Genomic DNA, 20,527 nt, shown 5'->3' on the forward strand with positions numbered 1-20,527 from the left:
CAGGCTCGCACTCAGCCGGCGCGCTGCTCCGATGCGGCCGCCGTGTTGGGCGGCAGGTCGAAGGGCAGGGTGATCTGAGACAGGTCCTTGCGCGTCTCGACCAGCACCAGCGGGCCTTCGTCGATCTGCACCAGCGGCGGCCGCTCGCGCGGCACGTGCATGGGCTTGGGCTCGCGCGCGATCGCCTCCTGCGCGGCGCGGATCTTCTCGACGTCCGAGTTGACCCACTGCAGCCCGGCGGATTCCGCCAGCCGCATCAGGTCGTCGGCCGGCAGCACGAACGGCTCCACCACGGCGGCCGGCACCGACACGGGCTCGGCAGCGGCCAGCGGCGCAGCGGCCACGGCCACCGGTTCGGCGGCGACGGCCGCCGGCGCGGCCGCGGCCAGCGGCTCGGCGACGTCTTCACCGGCCTGCGCGGCCTGCGCACCCTCGCCCTCGTCGCGGCGCTCGCGGCGTTGCCGGTCGCGGCCGCGTCCGCGGCGGCGCGATTCGCGCGGCTCGCCCTCGGCGGCGCCAGCCTCCGGTGCCGTGGCGGCGTCCGCCCCGGTGGCCTCGGCCACGGCGCCTTCGGCCGGCGGCAGACCGCCCGGCTCGGCGGCCACGATCGCCTCGGCGGCCTCAGCGGCCTCGGGGACGCCGCTCACCTCGCCCTCGCGGGCCTCGTCGCGGTCGCGCCCACCCCGGCCGCGGCGGCGCCGGCGGCCGCTGCGCTCGGCCTGCTCGGCAGCCTCGCCGACCGGGACGGTGTCGACAAAGCCCGGCGTGCCGGGTTGCGCAGCCAGCGCAGCCTCGTCGCCCACCGGGGCGGCCACGGCTTCGGGCGCGGGACGGCGCTCGCCGCCACGTTCGCCACGCTCGCCGCGCTGGCCACGCCGGCCGTCGCGCCCCTCACGGGGTTCGCGCGGTTCACGAGGTTCGCGCGGTTCACGGGCCTCGCGCGTTGCCTGCTCGGCGCCCTCGGCGCGCAGCGCCTCCTCGCCCTCCGGGCGCTCGCCGCGGCGGTTGCGTCCGTCGCGGCCCTCGCGGTTCTCGCGGCCCTCACGGCCTTCACGGCCGCCACGCGCCTCGCTGCGTTCACCGCGCTTGCCGTCGCGGCCCTCGCCGCGGCCCTCACGTCCGTCGCGCCCGCCGCGGTTGTTGCGGCCACGCTCGCCGCGGCCTTCGCGGCGCGCTTCGGCAGGCTCGGCGGGTGCGGGCGCGGCCACCGCAGGGGCGCTGGCCGGCGCGGCCGTGCTGCCGCCGCTGAACAGCTTCACCACCCAGGCAAAGAAGCCGCTGCCCGCTGCGGCCGGCGCGGGCGCGGCCACCGGTGCGGGTGCCGGGGCGGCGGCCACCGGGGCCGGCGCGGGTTCGGGCTTGGCCACCGGCTGCGGCGCGGGGGCGTCGGGCAGGATGCCCTTGATCACCGGCTCCTGCTTGGGCTTGCCCTTTTCCGCCGCGTCGCGGCGGCGCGTGATGCCGACTTCCTCGTCGACCTCGTCGATCATCGTGTAGCTGGCCTGCAGGTTCTCCAGCCGCGGGTCGTCGTGGCGCAGGCGCTCGAGGCGGTAGTTCGGCGTCTCGAGGTTCTTGTTCGGCACCAGCAGCACGGTGACGCGCTGCTTCAGCTCGATCTTGGTGATCTCGGTGCGCTTCTCGTTGAGCAGGAAGCTCGTCACCTCCACCGGCACCTGCACGTGCACGGCGGCGGTGTTCTCCTTCATCGACTCCTCCTGCACCATGCGCAGGATCTGCAGCGCCGAGCTCTCGGTGTCGCGGATGTGGCCGGTGCCGTTGCAGCGCGGGCAGGTGATGTGGCTGCCTTCGCTGAGCGCCGGGCGCAGGCGCTGGCGGCTCAGCTCGAGCAGGCCGAACTTGGAGATCGAGCTGAACTGCACACGCGCGCGGTCCTGGCGCAGCGCGTCGCGCAGACGCGTCTCGACCTCGCGGCGGTTCTTGCTCTCCTCCATGTCGATGAAGTCGACGACGATCAGGCCTCCAAGATCCCGGAGCCGCATCTGGCGCGCGATCTCGTCCGCCGCCTCGAGGTTGGTGCGGGTCGCGGTCTCCTCGATGTCGCTGCCGCGCGTGCTGCGCGCGGAGTTGACGTCGACGCTGACCAGCGCCTCGGTGTGGTCGATCACGATCGCGCCGCCGGAGGGCAGGTTGACCGTGCGGCTGAAGGCCGTCTCGATCTGGTGCTCGATCTGGAAGCGGCTGAACAGCGGCGCATCGTCGCGGTAGCGCTTGACCTTGTGAGCCGTGTCCGGCATCACGTGGTTCATGAACTGCTGCGCCTGCTCGAAGATGTCGTCGGTGTCGATCAGGATCTCGCCGATGTCCGCGGTGAAGTAGTCGCGGATCGCGCGGATCACCAGGCTCGATTCCTGGTAGATCAGGAAGGCGCCCTTGCCGGCCTTGGAGGCGCCTTCGATCGCCTCCCACAGCTTGAGCATGTAGTTCAGGTCCCACTGCAGCTCGGCGGCGGAGCGACCGATGCCGGCGGTGCGGGCGATCAGGCTCATGCCCTTGGGGTACTCGAGCTGGTCGAGGTTCTCCTTCAGCTCCTCGCGGTCCTCGCCCTCGATGCGCCGGCTCACGCCGCCGCCGCGCGGGTTGTTGGGCATCAGCACGAGGTAGCGGCCGGCCAGCGAGACGAAGGTGGTCAGCGCCGCGCCCTTGTTGCCGCGCTCCTCCTTCTCGACCTGCACCAGTAGCTCGCTGCCGTTGGAGATGACGTCCTGGATCTTCGCGTCGCGGACGCTCACGCCCGGCTTGAAGTACTCCTTGGCAATTTCCTTGAAGGGCAGGAAGCCGTGCCGGTCCTCGCCGTAGTCGACGAAGCAGGCTTCCAGCGAGGGCTCGACGCGCGTGACGACGGCCTTGTAGATGTTGCCCTTGCGCTGCTCGCGCCCTTCGATCTCGGTCTCGAAGTCCAGCAGCTTCTGGCCATCGACGATGGCCAGGCGACGCTCTTCCTGCTGCGTCGCGTTGATCAGCATGCGCTTCACGTTTGCTCCTCACGCGCGGCCGCGAACGGCCGCAATCACCTCAAGCGCCCTCGCGGGCGGCGTTTCGATGCACGGCAGACGCGTGGGAACCGGAAGGAATCGCCCTGGACTGCCCGGTGCGGTGTCGATCAGCCGATCGAGCGCGGGGGCAGCGTTGGCGCGTGCGTGGCAGCGAGGAGGGCAGCGGTTGCCGGGGTCCGGGGCCGCCGCGCAGGCGGACACCCCCGTGCGGCGCCGGCTTCTGGCCGGGGCAGCGGGAGCGTGGCACGCGGGGGGAAGGGGACCGGGGACAACATCCGCCTGGAGTCACTGGACGCGAACCGGAGCCGGCATGGCGAAACCGCCCGAGCCTGTCTCCGCTTCTTGAAACCTTGTTCTGGGTTCGTTGTTCGTCTGCGTTGCCACCCTGCGCTCGCGGCCGCGCCGTCACGTGGGGACGGGGCCCGCCGCCTGCTGCGGGGTGTGGCATCACCTGTGGCCCGGGCTCGCCGGACCGGCTCCCCTTGCGCCGCGCCGCTAAACTCCGATAAATCAAGCACTTACGGCAGCAAGGTGGAGCGACGGATTATAGGGGCCAAACCGGCCTCGGCGCGTGCGGCCGCGAGCGCCCCGCCGGCCCCCGCCGTGCTGCGGCTCACGGTGGACGAGGCGGGCGAGGGCCAGCGCCTCGACAACTTCCTGCTGCGCCTGCTCAAGGGCGTGCCCAAGACCCATGTCTACCGCGTCATCCGCTCCGGCGAGGTGCGCGTCAACAAGGGCCGCGCCGCCGCGGACACCCGCCTCGCGCTCGGCGACGAGGTGCGTGTGCCGCCGGTGCGCACCGCGCAGCGCGACGAGGCGGCGCCGGCGCCAGCGCGCGAGTTCCCGATCGTGTTCGAGGACGAGCACCTGCTGGTCGTCGACAAGCCGGCCGGCGTAGCGGTGCACGGCGGCAGCGGGGTGAGCTTCGGCGTGATCGAGCAGCTGCGCCGCGCCCGGCCGCAGGCGAAGTTCCTCGAACTGGTGCACCGTCTCGACAAGGAGACCTCCGGCCTGCTGATGCTGGCCAAGAAGCGCAGCGCGCTCACGGCCCTGCAGGACCAGCTGCGCCAGCGGGAAACCGGCAAGACCTACGCGGCGCTCGTGCCGGGCGCCTGGCCCGACAAGCTCAAGGTCATCGACGTGCCGCTGCACAAGTTCCTCACCGGCGAGGGCGAACGCCGCGTGCGCACGGTCGAGCCCGGTCATGAAGATGCCAAGCGCTCGATCACGCTGGTGAAGGTGGCGCGCCGCTTCCGGGACTTCACGCTGCTCGAGGTCACCATCAAGACCGGCCGCACCCACCAGATCCGCGTGCACCTGGCACATGCCGGGCATGCCATCGTCGGCGACCCGAAGTACGGCGACTTCGCGCTGAACAAGTCGCTGGCGCGCGGGCCGGCGAAGTTCGAGCGCATGTTCCTGCATGCTCAGCGGCTGCGCTTCGTCCACCCCGCCACCGGCGCGGAGATCGGGCTCGAGGCGCCGCTGCCGCCAGAATGCGAGGCTTTCCTGAACTCCCTGGCCGCATGACCCGCCCGCGCCAATTCGACCTGATCGTCTTCGACTGGGACGGCACGCTGTTCGATTCGACCGCGCTGATCGCGCGCTGCATCCAGGCCGCCTGCGCCGACCTCGGCGTGCCGGTGCCCAGCGACGAGCGCGCCAGTTACGTGATCGGCATGGGGCTGATCGACGCCCTGCAGCATGCCGCGCCCGACCTGCCGCGCGAGCGCTACCAGGAGCTCGGCGCGCGCTACCGCCACCACTACTTCGCCAGGCAGCACGAGATCGTGCTGTTCCCCGGCACGCTGGAGATGCTGCAGGCGCTGCGGGCGCGCCACCACTGGCTCGGCGTGGCCACCGGCAAGTCGCGCCGCGGGCTCGACGAGGCGCTGCAGTCGGTGCAGCTCAAGGGCGTGTTCGACGCCACCCGTACCGCCGACGAGACCGCCTCCAAGCCGAACCCGCAGATGCTGCTCGAGCTGATGCGCGAGTTCGGCGCCGAGCCGGCGCGCACGCTGATGATCGGCGACACCACGCACGACCTGCAGCTCGCCGCCAACGCCGGCACCGCGGCGGTCGGCGTGGCCTATGGCGCCCACCCGCACGAGAACTTCGCCGGCTTCGACACCCGCGCCGTGGCGCACTCGGTGGCCGAGCTGCACGACTGGCTGGCCCGCCATGCCTGAGCCGCAGCCGCTGTGCGCCTCGGCGCAGCTCGCCGAACGCGGCGACGCGGTCGTGTTCGACGTGCTCGAGTACCGCCGCCCGGCACGGGCCTTCGCGCTGCGCTTCGAGGGCCGCGTGGTCGCCTACCTGAACCGCTGCATGCACACGCCGGTGGAGATGGACTGGCAGGAGGGCAAGTTCCTCGACATGGACCGGGCGTACATCCTCTGCTCGATCCACGGCGCGGCCTACGAGCCGCTGTCGGGCCGCTGCGTCGGCGGGCCCTGCACCGGGGCGCGGCTGATCCCGATCGACGTCCAGGAGCGCGACGGTCAGGTGTATTGGTATCCTTCCCGCGACATCCAACCTCCCTTCGCCGACTGAAGCGGCCGCCCGGCCGCCGCGCGGCCCATCCTCCGGCAGTCCTCCGATGAGCACCCCCGATCCTTCCTCGTCGCCCGAACGTGTCGAACCCGGCTTCGGCAGCGCCGCCGCCGAGGCCGCCCGCCCGGCCGCGGCGCCCGCCGCGGTCACCGCACCCGCCTGGGCCGCCGGGCTCGAGCAGCTTGGCCGCGACTTCGTCCGCGAACGCCGCAGCGAGCGCCGCTGGCGCGTCTTCTTCCGCCTGTTGTGGGCGCTGCTGCTGCTGACGCTGCTGGTGCTGCTGATCGCGCCGCAGATCCCGAGCAGCGCGCCGAGCACGCCGCACACCGCGCTGATCGAGGTGCGCGGCGAGATCGCCGTCGACGCCGAGGCGAACGCGGAGAGCCTGGTCGGCGCGCTCAAGTCCGCGTTCGAGGACACCGGCGCGCAGGCCGTGGTGTTGCGCATCAACTCGCCCGGCGGCAGCCCCGTGCAGGCCGGCATCGTCAACGACGAGATCCGCCGCCTCAAGGCGCTGCACCAGAAGAAGGTCTACGCCGTCGTCGAGGAGATGTGTGCCTCCGGCGCCTACTACATCGCCGTGGCGGCCGACGAGATCTACGTCGACAAGGCCAGCCTGGTGGGCAGCATCGGCGTGCTGATGGACGGCTTCGGTTTCACCGGCGCGATGGAGAAGCTCGGTATCGAGCGTCGCCTGCTGACCGCCGGCGAGAACAAGGGCATGCTCGACCCGTTCTCGCCGCAGAACGAGCAGCACCGCGCCTTCGCCAAGGCGATGATCGACCAGATCCACCAGCAGTTCATCGCGGTCGTGAAGCAGGGCCGCGGCACGCGGCTGAAGGAGACGCCCGAGACCTTCTCAGGCCTGTTCTGGAACGGCGAGGAGGCGATCAAGCTCGGCCTGGCCGACCACCGCGGCAACCTCGACTACGTCGCCCGCGAGGTGATCAAGGCCGAGGACATCATCGACTACACGCCCAAGGAGAACGTGGCCGAGCGCCTGGCCAAGCGCTTCGGCGCGGCGATCGGCTCGGGCGCGGTGCGCACGCTGCGCGAGCTGGCGCCGCTGCGCTGACGTGGCGCGAACGGTGCAGGCCTGCATGCCCGCACCGCGTCGAACCTACCGAGCGTGCGCAGGCACGCTCGGCTTCACGGTTCTCCGTCCCAGTAGTCCAGGCTGTCCGCGGGCCGCTGCACGATGCGCACGCCGCGCGTGTAGGCCGCCACCTTGCCCGAGTCCGGGTACTCGCACAGCTCGGGCCGCTGCTGCGTGCTGATGCTCAGGTAGCGCAGCGCCGCGTCCGAGGTGTTCACGAACTGGTGCGGGTACTCCGGCCCGGGCGGGATGAACACCAGGTCGCCGGCGCGCACCGGCAGCATCTCGCCGGCCACGCGCAGGTGGCCCGTGCCCTCGAGGATCACGAACAGCTCCTCCTGGGCGTGGTGGAAGTGGTAGGGGCAGCTGCGCTTGCCCGGCGCCAGCACGTCGTAGCCGGCGCCGAGCTGGCTTGCCACGGTGCCGTCGGAGACGCCGCCGCAGCGCGTGTCGTACAAGGGCTCGCGCTGCTGGCGCTCGAGCCGCACCTCGTCGAGGTTGCGGATCAGCTGCCGGCGCAGCGCGCTCGCCTTCTCGTTCATGCCGCGGCCCTGAGCAGCCCCTTGGTCTCGATGAACTCGATCACCTGCTGCAGCCCCTCGCGCGTCTTCAGGTTCGTCATCACGTAGGGCCGGTTCGGGCGCATGCGCTTCGTGTCGGCCTCCATCACCGCCAGGTCGGCACCGACATGCGGTGCGAGGTCGGTCTTGTTGATGACGAACAGGTCGCTCTTGGTGATGCCCGGGCCGCCCTTGCGCGGGATCTTCTCGCCCGCGGCCACGTCGATCACGTAGATCGTCAGGTCGGAGAGTTCCGGGCTGAAGGTGGCGGCCAGGTTGTCGCCGCCGGACTCGATGAAGACGATGTCCGCGTCCGGGAACTTCGCCAGCATGCGGTCCACCGCCTCGAGGTTGATCGAGGCGTCCTCGCGGATCGCGGTGTGCGGGCAGCCGCCCGTTTCCACGCCCATGATGCGCTCCGGCTCGAGCGCGCCGGCCACGGTGAGCAGGCGCTGGTCTTCCTTGGTGTAGATGTCGTTGGTGACGACCACCAGGTCCCAGCGCTCGCGCATGCTCTTGCACAGCATCTCGACCAGCGTCGTCTTGCCCGAGCCGACCGGGCCGCCGACGCCGACGCGCAGCGGCGGCAACTTCTTGGTGCGCCTGGAAGCGGAGATGTTCATGCGCCGATTATGTCGGCGCCGGCGCGGCCATGCTCACAGCCTGTCAGGCCGCGATGCCCACCGTCAGCGTTGCCGCGAAGCCGGCCGTGACGCTGCCGGTCACGCTGGCGATCTGCGTCGCGGCCTGGTCGTCGCTGAACACGTTGTCGGTGGCCAGCGAGATGCTCGCGAAGTTCGAGGCGCTGCTGTCGTAGCCGGTGGCCGTGCCGTAGACCTGGTTGCAGGCGGTGGCCGGCATCGCGAGCTGCGAGGTCTTGACGTCGTTGCTGCCGCTGGTGGCGCTGGCCAGGCTCGGGTAGATCTCGAAGTGCATGTGCGGCCAGCGCCCGCTGTAGCAGCCGGGGAAGATGGTCGTGAAGCTCACCTCGCCGTTGGCATCGGTCACCTGCACGCCGCGCAGGAAGTTCTCGTCGGCGACGCCGGCCGAGTACAGCGAGTAGCCGCCGTCGCGCGTGCAGTGCCACAGATAGATCGCGTACCCCTGCAGGCCGGCGCAGGAGGAGGCGGTGTTCACCAGCTTGAGCGTCACGGTCAGCGGCACGCCCGCTGCGGTGCCGCTGGCGCTTCCGACGCTGGTGCGGATGTCGCTGCGCACGATGCCCGCGAGCGTGAGCGCGTTGATCGTGCCGCTGCCGTTGCCGTTGGTGCCGTCGCCGGGATAGGGCCCGGCGGTCTCGGACGGGATCACCGAGCAGCTCGTGCTCGTGCCGCCGCCGGTGGCGGAACCGGAGTCGCTGTCCGAGCTGCTCGTCGAGGTGGCGCCGGCATCGCCGCCCCCGCCGCAGCCCAGCAGCGCGAGCGGCGCCGCGCCGGCCAGGCCGAGCCAGCGCAGCGCCCGGCGGCGTTGCGCGCTGCGGCGCATGAGAGTGTCGAGGTCGTGGGCCAGGCCGTGGTCATGGTGCGGCATCGTGTTGCTCCCGGGCTGAGGTGACGAGGGTGTCGGGCAGGCCGGCCAGCGCGATCTCGATCTCGAGCGTCTGGCCGGTGCGAGGGTCGCCCCGCGGGGCCGGCGTGAGCAGGCGCCCCAGGGTGTCGAGCTGCGCGTGCGGCGGGGCCGGGTCGTAGCGGCGCAGGCCGGGCAGCACCAGCGTCGTGCGGGCGACCGCGTACAGCAGGCCGTCGCGGGTCAGGCCGAGCTGCAGCTCGATCGACCCGGTGCCGTCGATCCCCGGCGGCGGACGCAGCGTGCACAGCCGCACGCGGCCGTCGGCATCGCTGATCTGCACGCCGCACAGGGCAGCAGGGCGGCGCTGCTGCAGGCAGACCGCCACGTCGCGCAGCGGTGCGCCGGTGCCGGCGTCCAGCAGCCGCAGGCGCAGGTCCAGCGCCATGCCGGGATGCGCGCCGCGCAGGTCAGCGCGCAGCAGCGCCGACCGCGCCAGCATGCCCGGCAGCGGGTAGGGGGCGCCGGGGCGCTCGACCTGCAGGCGTGGCGCCGCCGGGGTGCGCTGAATCTCCATGGGCGCCCATGGTGGCGCCGGCCCGTGTCGGGCTGATCACTCGTTCGTGTCCGGCCGGACACAGTCGTGTCACGCCGGCGGCAGGCGCAGGCGGGCACGCAGGCCGCCCTCGGGGCGGTTCTCCAGCGTCAGCTCGGCGCCGTCGCGCTCGGCCAGGTCGCGCGCGATCGCCAGCCCCAGCCCATGCCCGGGGCTGGCGGCGCTGCCGGGCAGCCGCACCCAGGGCTGGAAGGCGCGCTCGATCTGTTCCGGCGCGATGCCAGGGCCGTCGTCGTCGACCAGCACCTCGGTGTGCCCGTCGCCGCCGGCGCGCACGCTCAGGCGCGCGCCGCCGCCGTGCTTGAGCGCGTTGCCCAGCAGGTTGGCGAGGATGCGCCGCAGCGCCGCCGGGTGCGCCCGCACGCGCGGCGCCGGCTCGGCCTGCAGGCTCACGGCGTGGCCGAGTTCGGCCTGGTCGTCCACCAGCGCCTGGACCAGCGCCGCCGCATCGACCGGTCGGGCCGGTTCGTCGTCGCGCTGCTCGCGCAGCACCGCCAGCGTGCCGTCCACCAGTTCGTCCATCTCGCGGATGTCGGCCACGGCGCCCGGCAGCGCGTCCTCGGGCAGGCGTGCCAGCCGCATGCGCAGGCGGGTCAGCGGGGTGCGCAGGTCGTGCGACAAGGCGGCCATGTGCAGGCTGCGCGTGTCGAACTGCTCCTGCAGGCGGCGCGCCATGGCGTTGAATACCGCCGCCGTCGCGCGCACCTCGCGCGTGCCGCGCTGCTCGTCCAGCGGGGCCGGTGCCGCGCCGCCGGCGAGCTGGCCGGCCAGCGCCGACGCGGCGCGCGACAGGCGCCGCATCGGCGCCGACAGCCAGCGGGCCCCGAGCGCGGCACCGAGCGCGATCACCAGCAGGCGCACCGCGTAGTCGGTCCACAGCGCGCCGGCCGGCAGGCCGGGCGCGCCGTCGCGCGGCACCCGATCCGGTCGGCCTGGGCCGGGGTCGAAGGGAGGGGGTGGAGGCGCCGGCCCGGCGGCCCCGAACGGCCCGCCCGGCGGCAACGAGGGCAGGGTGGGCAGCGGGCGGTCCGAGCCCGGTCCGCCGCCGGGCGCCGCGACGGACCAGGCGGCCAGGTGGCTGAGCACCAGCGTGACCCACATCAGCACGAACAGGCGCAGGAACAGCGTGTCGAAGCGCTTCAGCATGCGGTCTCCACGGTGGCGTCGAGCAGATAGCCTTCGCCGCGCAGCGTGCGCAGCAGCGGCCGGGCGCGGTCGGTGTCGCCCAGCTTGGCGCGCAGGCGCGAGACGGCCAAGTCGATGCTGCGATCGCTCACCGCCGTGCCGGAGGCGCGCGTCAGGTCGATCAGGCGCTCGCGGCTCAGCAGATGCCCCGGGTGGGCGACGAAGGCGGCCAGCAGCCGGTACTCGGCCGCCGACAGCGCCACCACCGTGCCGTCGGGGGCGAGCAGTTCGCGCTTCAGGCGGTCGAAGGTCCAGCCGGCAAAGCGCACGCTGCCGCCGGCCGCGGCGGCGCCGCTGCCGCGCCTCAGCACGGCCTTGATGCGCGCGACCAGCTCGCGCGGCTCGAAGGGCTTGGGCAGGTAGTCGTCGGCGCCCAGCTCGAGGCCGAGCACGCGCGACAGCGGGTCGCCCTGGGCCGTCAGCATGATGATCGGCAGCGCGGGTCGGGTCTGCTTGAGCCAGCGGCACAGGTCCAGGCCATGCTGGTCGGGCAGCATCAGGTCCAGCAGCAGCAGGTCGATGCCGCCGGCCCCGACGCGCCGGCGCAGCGCGGCCCCGTCGGCCACCGCCTCGACCTCGAAGCCGAAGCGCTGCAGGAAGTCCGCCACCAGCGCGCGGATGGCGGGGTCGTCGTCGACGAGCAGGCAGCGCGTCACGCTCAGGAGCGGAACAGGCGCGAGTACTGCACCTCGTGCTGCGCGCTGCGGATCGCCAGCAGCGGGCTGAAGGCCTGGCGGGCCTCGTCGGGCAGCACGAGGGCGTGGTCGACCGCCGCGGGAATGGCCGCGGCCAGCGCGGCGAGCACGCGCTGGCCCGCGCCCTGGCCCAGCGGCACGGCCTTCAGCGCGGCCTGCACCAGGTTCTCGGCCCAGCCGAAGGCGAACGCCAGCAGCGCGTCGCGCGGCGCCGCGCCCGAGTCGGCGGCCGCCAGGGCGAAGGCGAGCGGCCAGCTCGGCGCCGGCACGAGGCCGGCCAGCCAGGCCACGCGCTCGTCCGGCGTGCCGCGGTTCTTCAGCCATTCGACCATCGAGCGGCCCATCTGCTCGGCCTGGCCGCGCAGCTCGCGCGTTTCGCGCGTCTGCAGCACCCAGTCGTTCAGCCCCTGCAGGCGGGTGCGGTCGCCGGCGCGCCAGGCGGCCAGGGCCGCGGCGAGTACCGGCAGCTCGCTGCGGGCGAGCGCGAGCTGCAACTGGTCGCCCAGCCAGCGCGCGGCGCTCGCCTCGTCGCCGACCAGGCCGGCATCGACCGCGGTCTCGAGGCCCTCGGAGTAGCTGAAGCCGCCCACCGGCAGGGCCGGCGAGGCCAGCCAGATCAGCTGCAGCAGCGCGGCCGGCGGCAGTGCCTCAGTGGCCGTGGCCGTGTTCGTGCGGGTGCCGGTGCTCGTGGTCATGGTCGTGCCCGTGGCCATGGCCATGGCCGTGATCGTGAGCGTGGTCGTGTGCGTGGTCATGGGCATGGTCGTGCCCGTGATGGGCATGGCCATGCGCCGGCGCGGCGTACGCCCCGCCCTCCGGTTCGAAGGCCTCGGTGACCTCGTGCACGATCAGGTGGCGCTGGCGCAGCAGGTCGGCCAGCACATGGTCGGGCTCGAGCTTCAGGTGGTCCGGCTGCAGTTCCAGCGTGACATGCCGGTTGCCCAGGTGGTAGGCGGCGCGCAGCAGGTCGAACGGCGAGCCGTGCTCGGCGCAGGCGGTGACCTTGAGCACCGGCTGGGCGGCCGCCACCACGCGCACCAGCGAGCCGTCCTCGCCCACCAGCACGTCGCCGCCGCGCACCACCATGCCGCGCGGCAGGAACACGCCGAGCGCGCGGCCGGTGGAATCGGTGGCGTCGAAGCGGCTCTTCTGGCGCACGTCCCAGTCGAGCTCGACCGTGGCGGCACGCTTGAGCAGCACCGCGGCGAGGCCGCGGCCGCCGGGGATCAGCTTGTTGATGGTCAGCATGGGTGGATTGTGCGCGAGCGTGCGAACTGGCACACGGACCCCGGGTAGTTCTGCGGTTCGGCGGCGCTGCGGCAATGGTGCAATCGAGGCCGGCGGCCTGTGTACCATGCGCGCCGTCCACGACATGCCCGTCATCGCAGTCATCAACCGCAAGGGCGGCAGCGGCAAGAGCACGCTGGCCACCCACCTCGCCGGCTACTGTGCCCGGCAGGGGCTGCGCACGATGCTGGGCGATACCGACCGGCAGCAGTCCACCCAGGCCTGGCTGCGCGCCCGCGCGGCGCAGCCGCTGCCCGAGGCCCTGCCGATCGTCGGCTGGGCGCTCGACCCGAAGAGCCAGCTGCGCCCGCCCGTCGGCGTCACCCACGTGGTGCTGGACACCCCGGGCGGCATGCGCGGCTTCGAGCTGGCCAAGGTGGTGTCGTATGCCGATGCGGTGCTGATGCCGGTGTGCCAGTCGCTGTTCGACCGCGAGTCGGCGGCCGAATGCCTGGCCGAGCTGCGCACGCTGCCGCGCGTGGCCAGCGGGCGCTGCCAGGTCGCGGCGATCGGCATGCGGCTGGATGCCCGCACCAAGGCCGGCGAGCTGCTGGAGCACTGGGCCGCCGGGCTCGAGCTGCCGTTCATCGGCGTGCTGCGCGAGACGCAGACCTATGTGCGCTGCGTCGAACTCGGGCTGACCGTGTTCGACCTGCCGCCCGCCAAGGTGGCGGCCGACCGTGCCCAATGGCAGCCGATCATCGACTGGCTCGAGCCGGTGCTGCGCCCGACCGTGAAGGAGCAGGCCTTCGTGCCCAGGCCGACCCGGCCCTGCACCGTGCCGGGCGAACTGCGCCCGCTGCCGCGCGTGGAACCGGCGCCGCGCCCGGTGCGGACACCGCAGCCGCTGGGCGGCGAGGTGCCGCTGGGCATTCTCGAGGCCGCGCCGCGCCGCGGCCTGGGGCAGCGTGTCGCCGAATGGCTCGCCGGCTGGGCCCCACGCCGGCCGCGCCGGGCCTGACGCCGCCCCTCAGAACAGGAAGTAGCGCTGCGCCAGCGGCAGCACCGTGGCCGGCTCGCAGGTCAGCAGCTGGCCGTCGGCCCGCACCTCGTAGGTCTGGGCGTCGACCTCCATCACCGGCACGTAGCCGTTGTGGATCATGTCGGCCTTGCGCACCGCGCGGCAGCCCTTCACCGCGGCCACGGCTTTCTTCAGCCCGAGCGACTGCGGCACGCCGCCGGCCAGCGCGGCCTGGCTGACGAAGGTCAGCGAGCCGGCATGCAGCGCGCCGCCGAAGGCGCCGAACATCGGCCGGTAGTGCACCGGCTGGGGCGTCGGGATCGAGGCATTCGGGTCGCCCATCGCCGCCGCGGCGATGAAGCCGCCCTTGAGGATGAGCGCCGGCTTGACGCCGAAGAAGGCCGGCTTCCACAGCACCAGGTCGGCCCACTTGCCGGGCTCGATGCTGCCGAGCTCGTGGCTCAATCCGTGCGCCAGCGCCGGGTTGATGGTCAGCTTGGCGATGTAGCGCTTGACGCGGGTGTTGTCGTTGCGCGCCGAGTCTCCGGGCAAGGCGCCACGCTGCAGCTTCATCTTGTGCGCCGTCTGCCAGGTGCGGATCACGACCTCGCCGACCCGGCCCATGGCCTGGCTGTCGCTGCTCATCATGCTGATCGCGCCCAGGTCGTGCAGCACGTCCTCGGCGGCGATGGTCTCGCGCCGGATGCGGCTCTCGGCAAACGCCAGGTCCTCGGCGATGGAGGCGTCGAGGTGGTGGCACACCATCAGCATGTCGACGTGTTCGTCGAGCGTGTTGACGGTGTAGGGCATGGTCGGGTTGGTGGAGGAGGGCAGGAAGTTCGCCTCGCCCACCACGCGCAGGATGTCCGGGGCATGGCCGCCGCCCGCGCCCTCGGTGTGGAAGGCGCACAGGGTGCGGCCCTTGGTGGCCGCGATGGTGTTCTCGACGAAGCCGGATTCGTTCAGCGTGTCGCTGTGGATCGCCACCTGCGTGTCGGTCTGCTCGGCCACGTCGAGGCAGTGGTCGATCGCCGAGGGCGTGGTGCCCCAGTCCTCGTGCAGCTTCAGGCCCACCGCGCCGGCCTCGACCTGCTGGCGCAGCGCCTCGGGCCGGCTCGCGTTGCCCTTGCCGAGGAAGGCCAGGTTCATCGGAAAGGCATCGGCCGCCTGCAGCATGCGCGCGATGTTGGCCGGCCCCGGCGTGCAGGTGGTGGCGAAGGTGCCGGTGGCCGGGCCGGTGCCGCCGCCGAGCATCGTCGTCACGCCCGAGGCGAGCGCCTCCTCGATCTGCTGCGGGCAGATGAAGTGGATGTGCGAGTCGATCGCGCCGGCCGTGACGATCATGCCCTCGCCCGCGATGATCTCGGTGCCCGGGCCGATGACGATGTCCACGCCCGGCTGCACGTCCGGGTTGCCGGCCTTGCCGATGGCGGCGATGCGCGTGCCGCGGATGCCGATGTCGGCCTTGACGATGCCCCAGTGGTCGACGATCACGGCGTTGGTGATCACGCAGTCGACGGCGTCCTGCGCGCCGGGGCCGTTGATCCGCTGGCCCTGGCCCATGCCGTCGCGGATGGTCTTGCCGCCGCCGAACTTCACTTCCTCGCCGTAGCCGCCGGCGCCGAGCGTGTAGTCGCGCTCGATCTCGATGACCAGCTCGGTGTCGGCCAGGCGCAGCCGGTCGCCCACGGTCGGGCCGAACATCTCCGCATAGGCGCGCTTGCCGATCGTGGCCATCTAGAGCTTTCCTTGCACCAGGCCGCGGAAGCCGTAGACCACACGATCCCCGCCGAAATCCACGAGCTCCACCGTGCGCTGCTGCCCCGGCTCGAAGCGCACCGCGGTGCCGCTGGCGATGTTCAGCCGCATGCCGCGTGCGGCCTCGCGGTCGAACCGGAGCGCGCCGTTGGTCTCGGCGAAGTGGTAATGCGAGCCGACCTGGATCGGCCGGTCGGCGCCGTTCTCGACCACCAGCGTCAGCGTGCGGCGACCCGGGTTCAGCGTCAGGTCGCCGTCGTCGACGAGCAGCTCGCCCGGCGTCACTTGCGGCCCCGCCACCACAGCACGCCGGCGGCGACCGCCACGACGAGCAGCAGACCGAACAGGTCGCTCGCGTGCCAGTGCGGGTTGGCCAGGCCGTGGCCCTCGTGGGCGGTGGCCAGCGCCGGCGACAGCACGGCCGGCAGCACTGCGGCGAATCGAAGCATCGTCGTCTCCCTCGTGGTCAGGTCGTTCATGCAATGGGTTGGTGCACGGTCACCAGTTTGGTGCCGTCCGGAAACGAGGCCTCGACCTGGATGTCCGGGATCATCTCGGCCACCCCATCCATCACGTCCTGGCGCGACAGGATGGTCTTGCCCTCGCTCATCAGCGCCGCGACGCTCTTGCCGTCGCGCGCCCCCTCCATGATGGCCGCGCTGATCAGCGCCACCGCCTCGGGATAGTTGAGCTTCAGGCCACGCGCCTTGCGGCGCTCGGCCAGCAGGGCCGCGGTGAAGATCAGCAGCTTGTCCTTCTCGCGGGGCGTCAGTTCCATGGTGGCGCAGCGTCAGCAGGAGGTGTGCCAGCCGATGATAGGTTGGCACAGGCCTTGCCCCAAGTCGGCGCATGCCCTCGGATCAGACCTCTCCCGTCGCGGCGCTCCCGGTCGGGCCGGGGCTGACGCCGCCCCCGGGCACCAAGCCGGTGCAGCGGGTGGTCAAGGTCCGGCGCGACTACAACAGCTGGGTCGCGCGCGAGACCATGGAAGACTATGCGCTGCGCTTCACGCCGCGCAGCTTCCGCAAGTGGTCGTCGATGCGGGTGGCCAACACGGCCTTCGGTGCGGCGTCCTTCCTGGTGCTCGAGGCGGTGGGCGGCACGCTGCTCGTGGACTACGGCTTCGTCAACGCGTTCTGGGCCATCCTCGCCACCGGGCTGATCATCTTCGCGGCCGGCTGGCCGATCAGCGTCTACGCCGCGCGCCACGGCGTCGACATGGACCTGCTCACGCGCGGCGCCGGCTTCGGCTACCTGGGCTCGACGATCACCTCGCTGATCTACGCCAGCTTCACCTTCATCTTCTTCGCGCTCGAGGCGGCCATCATGGCCTACGCGATCGAGCTCGCCTTCGACATCCCGCCGGCCTGGGGCTACCTGATCTGCGCGCTGGTGGTGATTCCGCTGGTCACGCACGGCGTGACGACGATCAGCCGCCTGCAGGTGTGGACCCAGCCGCTCTGGCTGGCGATGCTGATCGTTCCATTCTTCTACATCTTCGCGCAGCACCCCGGGGTGCTGGGCGAGCTGTGGCAGTTCGGCGGCATCGCACCCGGCGGCGCGCCCGACGAGCGGATGCCCGCCGGCTTCGACCTGCTCAAGTTCGGCGCCGCCATGACGGTGGGCATCGCGCTGATCACGCAGATGGGCGAGCAGGCCGACTATCTCCGTTTCATGCCCGAGGCCACGCCCGGACGCAAGGCCTCGTGGTGGGCCGGCGTCGTGATCGGCGGCCCGGGCTGGGTGATCCCCGGCGTGCTGAAGATGCTGGCAGGCGCGCTGCTGGCCTTCCTCGCGCTCGGCTACGCGGTGCCGCCCGACCGCGCCGTCGACCCGACGCAGATGTACCTGATCGCCTATGGCGCGATGACCGGCAAGTTCGGCCTGGCGGTCGCGGCCACGGCGATCTTCGTGATCGTCTCGCAGCTCAAGATCAACGTCACCAACGCCTACGCGGGCTCGCTGGCCTGGTCCAACTTCTTCGCCCGGCTGACCCACAGCCACCCCGGGCGCGTGGTGTGGATGGTGTTCAACACCCTGATCGCGCTGATGCTGATGGAGCTGAACGTCTTCCAGGCGCTCGGCAAGGTGCTCGGGCTGTACTCGAACATCGCGATCAGCTGGATGATGGCGGTGGTGGCCGACCTGGTGATCAACAAGCCGATGGGCTGGTCGCCGCGCGGCATCGAGTTCAAGCGCGCCCACCTGTACGACGTGAACCCGGTGGGCGTGGGTGCGATGGGCATCGCCTCGGTGGTGTCGATCGCCGCCTACCTCGGGGCGATGGGCGAGCTGGCGCAGGCGTTCTCGGCGGTGATCGCGATGGTCACGGCCTTCGTCGCGTCGCCCGTCATCGCGTGGGCGACGAAGGGCCGCTACTACCTCGCCCGCCAGCCCGAGAAGAACGAGGAGCCGGGCACCTACAAGCGCCTTACCCGCTGCACGATCTGCGAGCGCGACTACGAGCGCGACGACATGGCGCACTGCCCGGCCTACGGCGGCGCGATCTGCTCGCTGTGCTGCTCGCTCGACGCGCGCTGCCACGACCTGTGCAAGCCCGAGGCACGGCTGTCGGTGCAGTGGCGCCGCGCGCTCTCGCGCGTGGTGCCCGAGCCGCTCTGGGCGCGCCTGGACACCGAGCTCGGCCACTACCTGATGCTGATGGCGCTGGCCGTGCCGGCGCTGGCCGGGTTGTTCGTCGCGGTGTGGCGCCACGAGCGTCGCCTGCTGGGCGCACTTTCGCCAGCGGCCGAGTCGGCGCTGCAGCTCGGCTACCTGAAGATCTTCGCCGCGCTGCTGGTGCTCACCGCGGTGGTGCTGTGGTGGCTGGTGCTGAAGCACCGCAGCGCGCTGGTGGCGCAGGAGGAGTCGAACCGCCAGACCCTGCTGCTGGTGCAGGAGATCGAGTCGCACCGCCGCACCGACGCCGCGCTGCAGCTGGCCAAGCAGGCCGCCGACAGCGCCAACCAGGCCAAGAGCCGCTACATCTCGGCCATCAGCCACGAGCTGCGCACACCGCTGAACAGCATCCTCGGCTACGCGCAGCTGCTCGACGACGACCCCGCCATCCCCGAGGCGCGCCGCCAGGCGGTGCGGGTCATCAAGCGCGGCGGCGACCACCTGCTCTCGCTGATCGAGGGCACCCTGGACATCGCCCGCATCGAGGGCGGCAAGCTGCGCCTGGAGCCCGGCGCGATGCGGCTGCGCGAGGCGCTGCAGGAGATCGCCCGCATGTTCGAGCTGCAGGCGCGCTCCAAGGGCATCGACTTCGTCGCCGAGATCGACCCGCAGGCCCCCGGGGTGGTGCGCGCCGACGAGAAGCGGCTGCGCCAGATCCTCATCAACCTGCTCGGCAACGCGGTCAAGTTCACCGCGCGTGGCCAGGTCCGCTTTCGCCTGCGTTATGCGCGCGAGATCGCGCAGTTCGAGGTCGAGGACACCGGGCCGGGCATCGCGCCGGACGAGCTGGCGCGGGTGTTCGAACCCTTCGCGCGCGGTGCCTCGGCGGGCCAGGGCGGCGGCACCGGGCTGGGCCTGACGATCGCCAAGATGCTCACCGAGCTGATGGGCGGCGAGCTGACCGTCGACAGCCGCCCCGGGCACGGCAGCACCTTCCGGGTGCGCCTGTTCCTGCCCGAGCTGCGCGCCGATGCGCTGCCGGCACGTGTGGCGCAGGCGCGCACCGGCTACGCCGGTCCGCGCCGCCGCATCCTGGTGGTCGACAACGAGGAGGCCGACCGCGGCCTGCTGGTCAACCTGCTGCAGCCGCTCGGCTTCGAGGTGCGCACGGCCGAGTCCGGCGAGGACTGCCTGGCCAGGCTGCGGGCCTGGCGCGAGGGCGCCGGTCCCTGGCCCGACGCGATCTTCATGGACCTGGCGATGCCCGGCATCGACGGCTGGGAGACGCTGCGCCGCATCCGCCGCGAGGCGCTCGGCCCGGCGGCGCTGGCCATCGTGTCGGCCAACGCCTTCGACAAGGGGCTGGAGAACGACGTCGGCATCGGCGCAGCCGACTTCATCACCAAGCCCGTGCGCGTGGACGAGCTGCTCGACTGGCTGGGCCGCGCGCTCGCGCTCGACTGGACCGCCAGTGCCCCGGCCGCACCGGAGCCCCTGCCCGAGGCGCCGCTCTCGCTGCCGGCCGAACCGCAGCTGCGCGCGCTGCAGGAGCTGGTGAACCTGGGCTACGTGCGCGGCATCGTGCGGCAGCTCGACCAGATCCAGGCCGAATCGCCCGACAGCGCCGCCTTCGTCGAGCGCATGCGCACGCTGGCGCGCGGCTTCCGGCTCGACGAGATGAACGGCGAGCTCTCGCGCGCGCTGTCGGACTGAGCGATGATCGACCGGCACAACTCCGACCTGGTGCTGATCGTCGACGACGTGCCGGACAATCTGTCGGTGCTGCACGACGCGCTGGACGAATTCGGCTACACGGTGCTGGTGGCCACCAACGGCGAACAGGCGCTGCAGCGCGCCGCGCAGGCGCTGCCCGACATCATCCTGCTCGACGCGCTGATGCCCGGGCTCGATGGCTTCGAGGTGGCGCGGCGCCTGAAGGCCGACCCGGCGACGAGCACCATCCCGATCGTCTTCATGACCGGGCTGACCGAGACCGAGCATGTGCTCTCGGCCTTCCAGGCCGGTGGCATCGACTACGTGACCAAGCCGATCCGGCCGATGGAGGTGCTGGCGCGCATCGCCGCGCACGTGCAGGGCGCACGCGAGCGGCGCCAGGCGCGCAATGCGCTCGATGCCTTCGGCCACGCGACCCTGTCGGTGCGCGCCGCCGACGGGCGTGTGCTGTGGCAGACGCCGCTGGCGCGCCAGATGCTGCTGGCGCACGAGGTGGGCGACGGCCAGCAGCTCGGCGAGGCCGTGCTCGACTGGCTGCAGGCCCAGGCGGTGGTGCATGCCACCGGCGGCCGGCCGCAGGCGCTCACGCTCGCGCGCCACGGCAAGCGCCTGACCGTCGCGCTGCACGAGGCCAGCGCGGCCAGCGGCGGCGCGAGCGGCGGCGAGGACGAGTGGCTGCTGGTGATGAGCGAGGCCTCGGACGAATCGACCATCGAGGCGCTCGGCCTCGCGTTCCGGCTCACCGCGCGCGAGGCCGAGGTGCTCTACTGGGTGGTGCAGGGCAAGACCAACCGCGACATCGGCGAGATCCTCGGCACCAGCCCGCGCACCGTGCACAAGCACCTGGAACATGTGTTCGAGAAGCTCGGCGTCGAGACGCGTACCGCGGCCGCCGGACTGGCGATGGCGCGCGTGCGGCAGCTGGCCGCCACGCGCTGAAGGA

Annotated in this window: 20 protein-coding genes; 7 read left to right on the forward strand and 13 right to left on the reverse strand. The window is 72.3% G+C overall.

What is annotated here, in order from left to right; all coding sequences use genetic code 11:
- Positions 1 to 11: 11 nt before the first annotated feature.
- Entirely contained in the window at positions 12 to 2,993 is a 2,982-nt protein-coding gene (locus tag D9C15_RS27185; RefSeq protein WP_128002049.1) for an Rne/Rng family ribonuclease, read from the reverse strand.
- A gap of 624 nt (positions 2,994 to 3,617) precedes the next feature.
- On the opposite strand from D9C15_RS27185, the gene D9C15_RS27190 reads away from it, so the two are divergent.
- The 4 genes from D9C15_RS27190 to D9C15_RS27205 are packed head-to-tail and all read left to right on the forward strand — an operon-like array spanning position 3,618 to position 6,642.
- Positions 3,618 to 4,544, forward strand: coding sequence for an RluA family pseudouridine synthase (locus tag D9C15_RS27190; RefSeq protein ID WP_128002051.1), 927 nt, complete (start codon positions 3,618 to 3,620; stop codon positions 4,542 to 4,544).
- Positions 4,541 to 5,203 (forward strand): HAD family hydrolase, encoded by a 663-nt coding sequence (locus D9C15_RS27195; protein ID WP_128002053.1) that lies wholly within the window; start codon positions 4,541 to 4,543, stop codon positions 5,201 to 5,203. The genes D9C15_RS27190 and D9C15_RS27195 overlap by 4 nt, the downstream gene beginning before the upstream one ends.
- A complete protein-coding gene (locus D9C15_RS27200) occupies positions 5,196 to 5,567 on the forward strand; it encodes a Rieske (2Fe-2S) protein (RefSeq protein WP_128002055.1) in 372 nt (123 codons plus the stop codon). The genes D9C15_RS27195 and D9C15_RS27200 overlap by 8 nt, the downstream gene beginning before the upstream one ends.
- A 46-nt stretch (positions 5,568 to 5,613) precedes the next feature.
- Positions 5,614 to 6,642, forward strand: coding sequence for a S49 family peptidase (locus D9C15_RS27205; RefSeq protein ID WP_128002057.1), 1,029 nt, complete (start codon positions 5,614 to 5,616; stop codon positions 6,640 to 6,642).
- 74 nt (positions 6,643 to 6,716) lie between these two features.
- Here the strand turns inward: D9C15_RS27205 and D9C15_RS27210 are convergent, their stop codons facing one another.
- The 8 genes from D9C15_RS27210 to ureE form a co-directional block, all read right to left on the reverse strand.
- A complete protein-coding gene (locus D9C15_RS27210; RefSeq protein ID WP_128002059.1) occupies positions 6,717 to 7,205 on the reverse strand; it encodes a cupin domain-containing protein in 489 nt (162 codons plus the stop codon).
- On the reverse strand, positions 7,202 to 7,846 hold the full coding sequence (gene ureG, locus D9C15_RS27215; protein WP_128002061.1) for an urease accessory protein UreG: 645 nt from the start codon (positions 7,844 to 7,846) through the stop codon (positions 7,202 to 7,204). The genes D9C15_RS27210 and ureG overlap by 4 nt, the downstream gene beginning before the upstream one ends.
- 43 nt (positions 7,847 to 7,889) lie before the next feature.
- Positions 7,890 to 8,753, reverse strand: coding sequence for a dioxygenase family protein (locus D9C15_RS27220; RefSeq protein WP_128002062.1), 864 nt, complete (start codon positions 8,751 to 8,753; stop codon positions 7,890 to 7,892).
- A complete protein-coding gene (locus D9C15_RS27225) occupies positions 8,740 to 9,306 on the reverse strand; it encodes a hypothetical protein (RefSeq protein ID WP_128002064.1) in 567 nt (188 codons plus the stop codon). The genes D9C15_RS27220 and D9C15_RS27225 overlap by 14 nt, the downstream gene beginning before the upstream one ends.
- A gap of 69 nt (positions 9,307 to 9,375) precedes the next feature.
- Positions 9,376 to 10,491, reverse strand: a complete 1,116-nt coding sequence (locus D9C15_RS27230) for an ATP-binding protein (protein WP_128002066.1) — start codon at positions 10,489 to 10,491, stop codon at positions 9,376 to 9,378.
- Entirely contained in the window at positions 10,485 to 11,186 is a 702-nt protein-coding gene (locus D9C15_RS27235) for a response regulator (RefSeq protein ID WP_128002068.1), read from the reverse strand. Before D9C15_RS27235 ends, D9C15_RS27230 begins: the two co-directional genes overlap by 7 nt.
- 2 nt (positions 11,187 to 11,188) lie before the next feature.
- Positions 11,189 to 11,920: an urease accessory protein UreF gene (locus D9C15_RS34215; protein ID WP_128002183.1), complete on the reverse strand. Its 732-nt coding sequence runs from the start codon at positions 11,918 to 11,920 to the stop codon at positions 11,189 to 11,191.
- Positions 11,874 to 12,473: an urease accessory protein UreE gene (gene ureE, locus D9C15_RS27245; protein ID WP_128002070.1), complete on the reverse strand. Its 600-nt coding sequence runs from the start codon at positions 12,471 to 12,473 to the stop codon at positions 11,874 to 11,876. Before ureE ends, D9C15_RS34215 begins: the two co-directional genes overlap by 47 nt.
- A 124-nt stretch (positions 12,474 to 12,597) precedes the next feature.
- Between ureE and D9C15_RS27250 the strand changes: the two genes are divergently transcribed.
- Positions 12,598 to 13,473, forward strand: coding sequence for a nucleotide-binding protein (locus D9C15_RS27250; RefSeq protein ID WP_128002072.1), 876 nt, complete (start codon positions 12,598 to 12,600; stop codon positions 13,471 to 13,473).
- Positions 13,474 to 13,482: 9 nt separating this feature from the next.
- Here D9C15_RS27250 and ureC read toward each other — a convergent pair whose 3' ends face one another.
- The 4 genes from ureC to ureA are packed head-to-tail and all read right to left on the reverse strand — an operon-like array spanning position 13,483 to position 16,009.
- Positions 13,483 to 15,210, reverse strand: coding sequence for an urease subunit alpha (ureC, locus tag D9C15_RS27255; protein ID WP_128002074.1), 1,728 nt, complete (start codon positions 15,208 to 15,210; stop codon positions 13,483 to 13,485).
- On the reverse strand, positions 15,211 to 15,516 hold the full coding sequence (locus D9C15_RS27260; protein ID WP_128002185.1) for an urease subunit beta: 306 nt from the start codon (positions 15,514 to 15,516) through the stop codon (positions 15,211 to 15,213).
- Positions 15,513 to 15,710 carry a hypothetical protein gene (locus tag D9C15_RS27265; RefSeq protein ID WP_128002076.1) on the reverse strand — a complete coding sequence of 66 codons (198 nt, stop codon included), beginning with the start codon at positions 15,708 to 15,710 and terminating at the stop codon, positions 15,513 to 15,515. Before D9C15_RS27265 ends, D9C15_RS27260 begins: the two co-directional genes overlap by 4 nt.
- Positions 15,707 to 16,009, reverse strand: coding sequence for an urease subunit gamma (gene ureA, locus D9C15_RS27270; RefSeq protein ID WP_128002078.1), 303 nt, complete (start codon positions 16,007 to 16,009; stop codon positions 15,707 to 15,709). The genes D9C15_RS27265 and ureA overlap by 4 nt, the downstream gene beginning before the upstream one ends.
- 71 nt (positions 16,010 to 16,080) lie before the next feature.
- Here ureA and D9C15_RS27275 point away from each other — a divergent pair, with 71 nt between their 5' ends.
- Positions 16,081 to 19,563, forward strand: a complete 3,483-nt coding sequence (locus tag D9C15_RS27275) for a hybrid sensor histidine kinase/response regulator (RefSeq protein WP_128002080.1) — start codon at positions 16,081 to 16,083, stop codon at positions 19,561 to 19,563.
- 3 nt (positions 19,564 to 19,566) lie between these two features.
- Entirely contained in the window at positions 19,567 to 20,523 is a 957-nt protein-coding gene (locus D9C15_RS27280) for a response regulator transcription factor (RefSeq protein ID WP_128002082.1), read from the forward strand.
- Positions 20,524 to 20,527: the final 4 nt, after the last annotated feature.

This window comes from Piscinibacter defluvii, assembly GCF_004011805.1.
Classification (GTDB): domain Bacteria; phylum Pseudomonadota; class Gammaproteobacteria; order Burkholderiales; family Burkholderiaceae_C; genus Piscinibacter; species Piscinibacter defluvii.

What these genes read in the sequence shown, in the direction of transcription:
- ureA (WP_128002078.1), bottom strand. Translation starts at nt 16,009, where the DNA reads ATGGAACTGACGCCCCGCGAGAAGGACAAGCTGCTGATCTTCACCGCG.
- D9C15_RS34215 (WP_128002183.1), bottom strand. Translation starts at nt 11,920, where the DNA reads ATGACCACGAGCACCGGCACCCGCACGAACACGGCCACGGCCACTGAG.
- ureE (WP_128002070.1), bottom strand. Translation starts at nt 12,473, where the DNA reads ATGCTGACCATCAACAAGCTGATCCCCGGCGGCCGCGGCCTCGCCGCG.
- D9C15_RS27265 (WP_128002076.1), bottom strand. Translation starts at nt 15,710, where the DNA reads ATGAACGACCTGACCACGAGGGAGACGACGATGCTTCGATTCGCCGCA.
- D9C15_RS27250 (WP_128002072.1), top strand. Translation starts at nt 12,598, where the DNA reads ATGCCCGTCATCGCAGTCATCAACCGCAAGGGCGGCAGCGGCAAGAGC.
- D9C15_RS27210 (WP_128002059.1), bottom strand. Translation starts at nt 7,205, where the DNA reads ATGAACGAGAAGGCGAGCGCGCTGCGCCGGCAGCTGATCCGCAACCTC.
- D9C15_RS27195 (WP_128002053.1), top strand. Translation starts at nt 4,541, where the DNA reads ATGACCCGCCCGCGCCAATTCGACCTGATCGTCTTCGACTGGGACGGC.
- ureG (WP_128002061.1), bottom strand. Translation starts at nt 7,846, where the DNA reads ATGAACATCTCCGCTTCCAGGCGCACCAAGAAGTTGCCGCCGCTGCGC.
- D9C15_RS27220 (WP_128002062.1), bottom strand. Translation starts at nt 8,753, where the DNA reads ATGCCGCACCATGACCACGGCCTGGCCCACGACCTCGACACTCTCATG.
- ureC (WP_128002074.1), bottom strand. Translation starts at nt 15,210, where the DNA reads ATGGCCACGATCGGCAAGCGCGCCTATGCGGAGATGTTCGGCCCGACC.
- D9C15_RS27200 (WP_128002055.1), top strand. Translation starts at nt 5,196, where the DNA reads ATGCCTGAGCCGCAGCCGCTGTGCGCCTCGGCGCAGCTCGCCGAACGC.
- D9C15_RS27280 (WP_128002082.1), top strand. Translation starts at nt 19,567, where the DNA reads ATGATCGACCGGCACAACTCCGACCTGGTGCTGATCGTCGACGACGTG.
- D9C15_RS27205 (WP_128002057.1), top strand. Translation starts at nt 5,614, where the DNA reads ATGAGCACCCCCGATCCTTCCTCGTCGCCCGAACGTGTCGAACCCGGC.
- D9C15_RS27230 (WP_128002066.1), bottom strand. Translation starts at nt 10,491, where the DNA reads ATGCTGAAGCGCTTCGACACGCTGTTCCTGCGCCTGTTCGTGCTGATG.
- D9C15_RS27225 (WP_128002064.1), bottom strand. Translation starts at nt 9,306, where the DNA reads ATGGAGATTCAGCGCACCCCGGCGGCGCCACGCCTGCAGGTCGAGCGC.
- D9C15_RS27275 (WP_128002080.1), top strand. Translation starts at nt 16,081, where the DNA reads ATGCCCTCGGATCAGACCTCTCCCGTCGCGGCGCTCCCGGTCGGGCCG.